Below are 7,036 nucleotides of genomic sequence, written 5' to 3'. Positions count from 1 at the left end.
GCGTAGTGACGATGGTAGCCGCGCTCGGCCGCGACCGCGAAACGGTAGCCCAGACTTCTCGCGATCGCCCCGGAGGCGGCGCCCGCCGCCAGCACGACCTGCCTGGCCCGCACCGCGCCGGTCTCGTGGACGACGCGCCAGCCCTCGGCCTCCGGCGACAGGCTTTCGACGCTGCCGCGCAGCCGCCTTCCGCCCAGGCCGGCGAACAGCGCCTCGCAGGCCTCGATCAGGCGGCCGGGTTCGCGCACCGACCCGGTCTCGGTGAGCAGCATCGCCCGCGCGTAGGGGCGCACCAGGGCGGGCTCCAGATCGCGGATCCCCGCCGTGTCGAGGATGTCGAACCCCACCCCGTGCCCGGACAGGATCTCCCGCTCCAGCGCGGCGGCCTCGAAGGCGGCCTCGGTGCGGTAGGCCTTGATCCAGCCGGTCCGCTGCAGCCGCTCGCTGGTGCCGGCCCTCGCGGCCAGCCGTTCATGGGCCGGGTAGGCGGCGCTCGTCAGCGGCAGCAGGGCTGCGGCGGCCCGGCGCCAGGCCGAGGCCCGGGCGCTCGCCAGGAAATGCGCCGTGTAGGGGAGGATCCGCGGCAGGTGCGCGTAGCGCAGGCGCAGGCCCCGGTCGGCGTTGCGCAGGTAGGCCGGGAGCTTGCCCCACAGGGCCGGGCTCGACATCGGCAGGATCGAGCCGCGGCTGACCACGCCGGCATTGCCGTAGGAGGTCCGGGCCCGGGCCTCGCCGGGATCGCACAGGACCACGTCGAGGCCGCGATCCTTGAGCGCGATGGCGCAGGCCAGCCCGACCATCCCGCCGCCGACCACCACGATATCGGCCGTCTCGTCCATCAAGCTCATCCCCCTCAGCGCCAAGCGTGGCGTTCTGACGGGTTTTGCCGGTGCTGTGTAGCGGGCCGAAGGCGGGGGCACGGGCGGTTCGCGTCACCCATGCGCGAAGGGACGCGCAAAACCGCCCGCAGATCGGCTACAGAGCGGATCATGACGCTCGTCCGCTTCGCTCCCTCGCCCACCGGCTACCTGCATATCGGCAACGCCCGCCCGGCTCTGCTCAACGCGCTGTTCGCGCGCAAGGCGGGTGGCCGCTTCCTGCTGCGCCTCGACGACACCGACGCCGAGCGCTCGACCGAAACGTTCGCCGAGGCGATCCAGGAGGATCTCGCCTGGCTCGGGATCACCTGGGACCTGTTCGCCCGCCAGAGCGACCGCAAGGCCCAGCACGACGCCGCCGCCGACACCCTGCGCGCGGCGGGGCGGCTCTATCCCTGCTACGAGACGCAGGAGGAGCTCGAGCGCCGGCGCAAACGCCAACTCGGCCGCGGCCAGCCGCCGATCTACGACCGGGCGGCGCTGCAGCTCACCGCCGAGGACCGCGCCGCCCTGGAGGCGGAGGGCCGCCGGCCGCATTGGCGCTTCCTGCTGGAGGCGCGGACCGTGACCTGGGACGACCTCGTGCGCGGGCCGGCGCATGTCGATTGCGCGTCGCTGTCTGACCCGGTGCTGATCCGCGCCAACGGCAGCTACCTCTACACGCTGCCCTCCGTGGTGGACGATGCCGACCTCGGCATCACCCACGTGATCCGCGGCGAGGACCACGTCACCAACACCGGCGTGCAGGTGCAGATCTTCGAGGCGCTCGGCGCCACGGTCCCGGTCTTCGGCCACCACAACCTGCTGACCACCGCGGACGGGGAGGGGCTGTCGAAACGGCTCGGCCACCTGTCGCTGCGCGGCCTGCGCGAGGCCGGATACGAGCCGGCGGCCGTGCGCTCGCTGGCGGTGCTGACCGGCTCGGCCGAATCCGTGCGGGCGGTGCCCGACCTCGACACGCTGGCGAGCCTCGTCGATCTCGGCGAGATCTCCCGGGCGCCGGCCCGGTTCGACCCCACCGAACTCGACGGGCTCAACGCCCGCCTCGTCCACGCCATGCCGTACGCCGAGGTCGCCCCGCGCCTCACCGCCCTCGGCATCCCGGCCGAGACGGCGGAGGCGTTCTGGCGGGCGGTGCAGCCCAATCTCGGCCGGGTCTCGGAGGCGGGCGACTGGTGGCGCGTGGTGACCGGTCCGATCGATCCGGTCCTCACCGAGGAGGCCGTGATCGCGGCGGCCCGCGAGACGCTGCCGCCGGAGCCGTTCGGCCCCGAGACCTGGAGAGCCTGGACCACAGAGATCCGCAGCCGCACCGGCGCGAAGGGGCGGGCGCTTTTCATGCCGCTGCGCCTCGCGCTCACCGGGCTGGAGCATGGGCCGGACCTCGCCGGGCTGCTGCCGCTGATCGGCCGCGAACGGGCGGCACGTCGCCTCGCCGGCGAGGCGGCGTAGCGCCTACTCCACCTCCGGCTCTTCGAGCCGCGTCGCCAGCAGCTTGTCCACGCGGCGGCCGTCGAGATCCACCACCTCGAAGCGCCAGCCGGCGATGTCGCAGGTCTCGCCGGTCTCCGGCAGGCGCTGGAACGCCGCGATGACGAGGCCGGCGGCCGTGGCGTAGTCGCGTGAGGGCGGTAGGCGCAGGCCGAGCTGGTCGGCCATCTCGTCGGCCGGCATCGACCCGGCGATCAGCCAGGACCCGTCCGGGCGGCGCACCGCGTCCGGCTCCACGGATTCGGAGTGGAATGCGCCCGCGATGGCATCGAGGATGTCGGCGGGGGTCACGAGCCCGTCGAAATGGCCGTACTCATCGTGGACCAGGGCCATCGGCACGGTACCCTTGCGCAGGGCGTCCAGGGCATCGAGCGCGTCCAGGGTATCGGGCAGCACCGGGGCCCGGCGGACATGCGCCCGCAGGTCCAGGGGCTCGCCCCGGGAGAGCGGGCCGATCAGGTCGCGCACCTGCACGACGCCGATCATCGCGTCCGGCCCGCCATCGGCCACCGGCAGCCGGGCATGGGGGCTCGCCAGCAGGCGCGCCCGGATGGTCTCGGGGTCGTCCGAGAGGTCGAGCCACACGACCTCGGTGCGCGGGGTCATGACGCCGCGCACCAGCCGGTCGCCGAGCCGCAGCACGCCGGAGATCATCGCGCGCTCGCCACCCTCGATGATCCCGGCCGTCTCGGCCTCGGCCACGAGGCTGCGGATCTCCTCCTCGGTGACGGCGCTCGCGCTCTCGGTCTCCTGGCCGATCAGGCGGAACACCGCCCGGGTCGAGGCGTCGAGCAGCCACACCGCCGGCAGGGCCGCCCGGGCGACGAGGCGCATGCCGGGCGCCACCGCGCAGGCGATCCCCTCGGGGTTGCGCAGGGCAAGGTGCTTCGGGACCAACTCGCCGATGATCACCGACAGGTAGGTGATCACCCCGATCACCAGCGTGTAGCCCAGCGTGTCGGCCCAGCCCTTCGGCAGGCCGAGGTCGATCAGCGTCAGCGCCAGGCGGTCGCCCAGCGCCGCCCCCGAGACGACGCCCGACAGGATGCCGATCAGCGTGATGCCGATCTGGACCGTGGAGAGGAAGCGTCCCGGCTCCTCGGCGAGCGCCAGGGCCGCCTTCGCCCCCGGCCGGCGGGCATCCGCGTACGCGCGCAGACGGCTCTTGCGCGACGAGACCACCGCCAGCTCGGAGAGAGCGAAGACGCCGTTCAGCGCGATCAGCAGGACGACGGTGACGAGCTCGAGCAGGCGGGCTTGCAGAGCCGCGATCCCGCAGCGCGGGCCGGGCTTCCTCTGATGACACGGCTTTTCAACATGGGGCCGGGGGCCGGACCGTTCAACGGCTAAGCCTTCGACAGAGCTTCAGAGCGTGATTGGTCCGTTCGTCCGACCTTCGCCCTGAAGCGCTCGCGCCAGCGGGCCTCGAAGGATGCCTCCCGGGATCGCGCGGGTTCTGGAGGGCTCCTTCGAGGGCGACGCTACCTCAAGGTGAGGGCGCGCTTGGGACAATCGTCCTTCGACCGAGATCGCGACGTAGAACAGGTTCTCAGCGCGGGCGCGCCTCGATCAGCACGGAATCCAGCAGGAAGCTGCCGTCGGCCTCGATGGCAAAATGCGCGGCGATTTCGACCGGCGCCGAGCCCTGGAGGGCGCGGATCGCCGCGACGTTGACCTCCGGCGTGCGCATCCGGGCGATCCAGCTCGCGAATTCCATTCGCGGCCGGTAGGCTCGCGTGTCGCCCGGGACGAGGCCGGCCGTCTCCAGCATCGCGCGCCATTCCGAGACCCGGTAGTCGCGCACATGCGAGGGATCGCGCAGCAGCTCCACCGCCTGGAGGTGGGTGTCGAGCAGGGGCTCCTCCGGCGCGACGATATCGCAGACCACGAACAGGCCGTCCGGCGCCAGCACCCGGCGCGCCTCCGCCAGGGCGGCGGGGACGTCGCGCCAGTGGTGGGCGCTGTAGCGGGTCAGCACCGCGTCGAAGGCGGCGTCCGGGAAAGGCAGCGCCTCGGCGGCGCCCTGGCGGGTCTCGATCCGGTCGAGGCCGCGCCGTTCGGCCTCGGCGGTGACCGCCGCCAGCATCTCGGCGGAGAGGTCGTAGGCCGTGACCGAAGCCCCCGCCGCCGCCGCCGCGAACGCCACGTGGCCGCCGCCGCAGCCGAGATCGAGCACCGACGCGCCTTGCAGTCCGCGAACGAGAGCGCCGATCCGGTCCAGGTCGGCGCCGACGGCATGGACCGCGCTCGTCACGTAGGCCGAGGCCTGGGCGCCGAACTGATCGACGACGTGGCCGGAATGGGTGCGCGTACTCATCACGAAGTCCTCAGCTCGGCAGCGGCGCCAGGCGCGAGAGCCGAATCGCAATGGCGAGGGCCAGACCGTAGAGGGTGCCCACGAACAGCACCACGCCGGTCCAGCCGGAATGCGCGAAGAACCAGCCGCCCGCGGTGCCGAGCACCGACGAGCCCAGGTAGTACAGGCACAGGTAGATCGAGGAGGCCTGGGCCCGGTCGCGGAGCGCCCGCCGGCCGACCCAGCTGCTCGCCACCGAATGCGCGCCGAAGAAGCCGATCGTCACGACCACGATCCCGGCGACGATCAGCAGCAGGTTGTCGGCCGCCGTCATCAGGATCCCGACCAGCCCGACCCCGGTGGCGACCCACAGCACCCGCCGCCGGCCGAACCGGCTCGCCAACTCGCCGGTGACCGGGCTGCTCACCATGCCGGCAATGTAGACGGAAAAGATCAGGCCGATCACCGTCTGGCTCAGGGAGAACGGCGGATCGAGCAGGCGGAAGCCGATGTAATTGTAGATGCAGACGAAGCCGCCCATCAGCAGGAACGCCTCGGCGAACAGCCACGGCAGCCCGGCGTCGCGGACATGGTGGCCGAAGGAGCCCGGCACGTCGCGCCAGGCCATCCGGCGCGGCACGAAGTTGCGCGCGGGCGGCAGCCAGCGCCAGAACGCGAAGGCCGCGACGAGGGCGAGCCCGCCGATCGTGGCGAGGCCGATCCGCCAGTTCATGTGGTCGGCCATCACGCCGCTGATCAGCCGGCCGGACATGCCCCCCAGCGCGTTGCCGCCGACCAGGAGCCCCATCGAGAGGCCGATCGCCTGCGTGTCCATCTCCTCGGCGAGATAGGCCATCGCCACCGCGGGCAGGCCGCTCGCGGTCAAGCCGGAGAGCGCCCGCAGGACTAGGAACCCGTGCCAGCCCGGCACCAGGGCGGCCACGATGGTCAGCACCGCGGACGCGAACAGAGAGGCGAGCATCACCGGCTTGCGGCCCCAGATCTCCGAGAGCGGGCTCACCACCAGGAGCGCCACCGCCAGCAACCCGCAGGGGAGGGACAAAGCGAGGCTGCTCTCGGCCGGCGAGACGCCGAACGCATCCGAAAAAATCGGCAGCAGCGGTTGCACCGCGTAGAGCACCGCGAAGGTCGAGAACCCGGCCGCCGCCAGCGCCAGCGCGGTGCGGCGGAACACCGGCGTCCCCGACCGGATCAGCCGCCCGTTGTCGTCGCTCTCCATGAACCGTCCCGCGCCGCCAGCTTCGCCCGGTGGTGGGACGCGTGAGCCATGACGTCAACCGCGGCGGGCGCATCGTTCCGGCCCGACGCGGTCAATGGCGTCAGTCCGCTCAGCGCGGCGGCGGAGCCCCCTGCGCCGTCCCCTGCTGCAGCAGCGGCGTGATCCGCCGGACCGTGACGCGGCGGTTCTCCCGGGCGGCGTTCTGCGTGTTCACCTTCAGGTACTGCTCGCCGTAGCCCTGGGTGGTGAGGTTCTCCGGCGGGACCTGGAACTGCTGGGTCAGCACCGTCGCCACCGACTGCGCCCGGCGGTCCGACAGGGACAGGTTGTCGATGTCGGACCCCACCGCGTCGGTGTAGCCTTCGATCAAAAAGACCTCCTGCGGGTTGGCGCGGATCGCCCGGTTGATCGCCGCGGCGATCACCGACAGCCGGGCCGCCTGGTCCGGCGTCACCGTGAACGAGGCCGTGTCGAAGGTGATCGTGTCGATGTCCACCGAGCGCATCCGGGCGCGCAGGTCCGGGCTGTAGCGGACCTGGTCCAGGGTGTAGCGGCGGTCCACGGCGACCACAGGCGGGGCCGTCAGCGCCTCGTAGACTGCGCCCTCGTCCGCCTGCTCGTACTCCACCACGTACCGGTCGCGGGGGATGCGGATGTCGGGGGGTGGCAGCACGACCACGTCGTCGTAGATCGGGCGCGGCGGGCCGGCGTAGCTGTTGTCGATGATCACCACCTCGCGGCCGTCGCGGAAGCGGCGGTAGCGGCGCAGCATCCGCCCGTCGTCGTCCGTGACGGTGACGATCTGCTCGCCGCCCGGCCGGTCGATGAAGCTGTAGAAGTCGGCGCCCCGCCGCTCGGAGCGGAAGCCGCGCGGGTCGAGGTCCCGGAACCGCTCGTTCTCGTCGTGACGGATCAGGTAGCCGTCGCGGTCGCGGACGATGATGCGGCTGGGCTCCCGGTAGTACGTCCGGCCGCCCTCGCTGAACTCACGCCGGTCGCGGCGGACCTGGTCGTAGTCGCGCACGTCGTCGTCCGCGCGGAAGCCGCCGGGGACGTAGCCGGGCTGGCCCGGCGCGTTGAACACGCCGCGCGCCGCCGGACCGCCGGCGGGCGGCTGGCCCGGTTGCGCAC

General features: G+C 72.5%; 6 protein-coding genes. 1 reads left to right on the top strand and 5 read right to left on the bottom strand.

What is annotated here, in order from left to right; genetic code table 11:
• A partial coding sequence (locus FV233_RS27155; protein WP_147899369.1) for an FAD-dependent oxidoreductase occupies positions 1 to 839 on the bottom strand: 839 nt, incomplete at its 3' end.
• A gap of 150 nt (positions 840 to 989) precedes the next feature.
• On the opposite strand from FV233_RS27155, the gene gltX reads away from it, so the two are divergent.
• Complete coding sequence (gene gltX / locus FV233_RS27150) at positions 990 to 2,330, top strand: glutamate--tRNA ligase (RefSeq protein ID WP_147899368.1); 1,341 nt, start codon at positions 990 to 992, stop codon at positions 2,328 to 2,330.
• A gap of 3 nt (positions 2,331 to 2,333) precedes the next feature.
• Here the strand turns inward: gltX and FV233_RS27145 are convergent, their stop codons facing one another.
• From FV233_RS27145 to FV233_RS27130, 4 genes are all read right to left on the bottom strand, one after another.
• The gene (locus FV233_RS27145; protein ID WP_147855803.1) at positions 2,334 to 3,620 is read right to left on the bottom strand and encodes a hemolysin family protein; all 1,287 of its coding nucleotides are present in this window, start codon (positions 3,618 to 3,620) and stop codon (positions 2,334 to 2,336) included.
• Between the two features lie 298 nt (positions 3,621 to 3,918).
• Positions 3,919 to 4,686, bottom strand: a complete 768-nt coding sequence (locus FV233_RS27140) for a class I SAM-dependent methyltransferase (protein ID WP_147855802.1) — start codon at positions 4,684 to 4,686, stop codon at positions 3,919 to 3,921.
• A 10-nt stretch (positions 4,687 to 4,696) separates the two neighbouring features.
• Positions 4,697 to 5,905: an MFS transporter gene (locus tag FV233_RS27135; protein WP_147855801.1), complete on the bottom strand. Its 1,209-nt coding sequence runs from the start codon at positions 5,903 to 5,905 to the stop codon at positions 4,697 to 4,699.
• A gap of 109 nt (positions 5,906 to 6,014) precedes the next feature.
• The coding region (locus FV233_RS27130) for an OmpA family protein (RefSeq protein WP_246690106.1) at positions 6,015 to 7,036 on the bottom strand (1,022 nt) is incomplete at its 5' end.

The sequence above is a fragment of the Methylobacterium sp. WL7 genome (assembly GCF_008040085.1).
Classification (GTDB): domain Bacteria; phylum Pseudomonadota; class Alphaproteobacteria; order Rhizobiales; family Beijerinckiaceae; genus Methylobacterium; species Methylobacterium mesophilicum.
The sequence above is the reverse complement of the archived record's forward strand: the minus strand, read 5'-3'. Positions and strand labels throughout refer to the sequence as shown.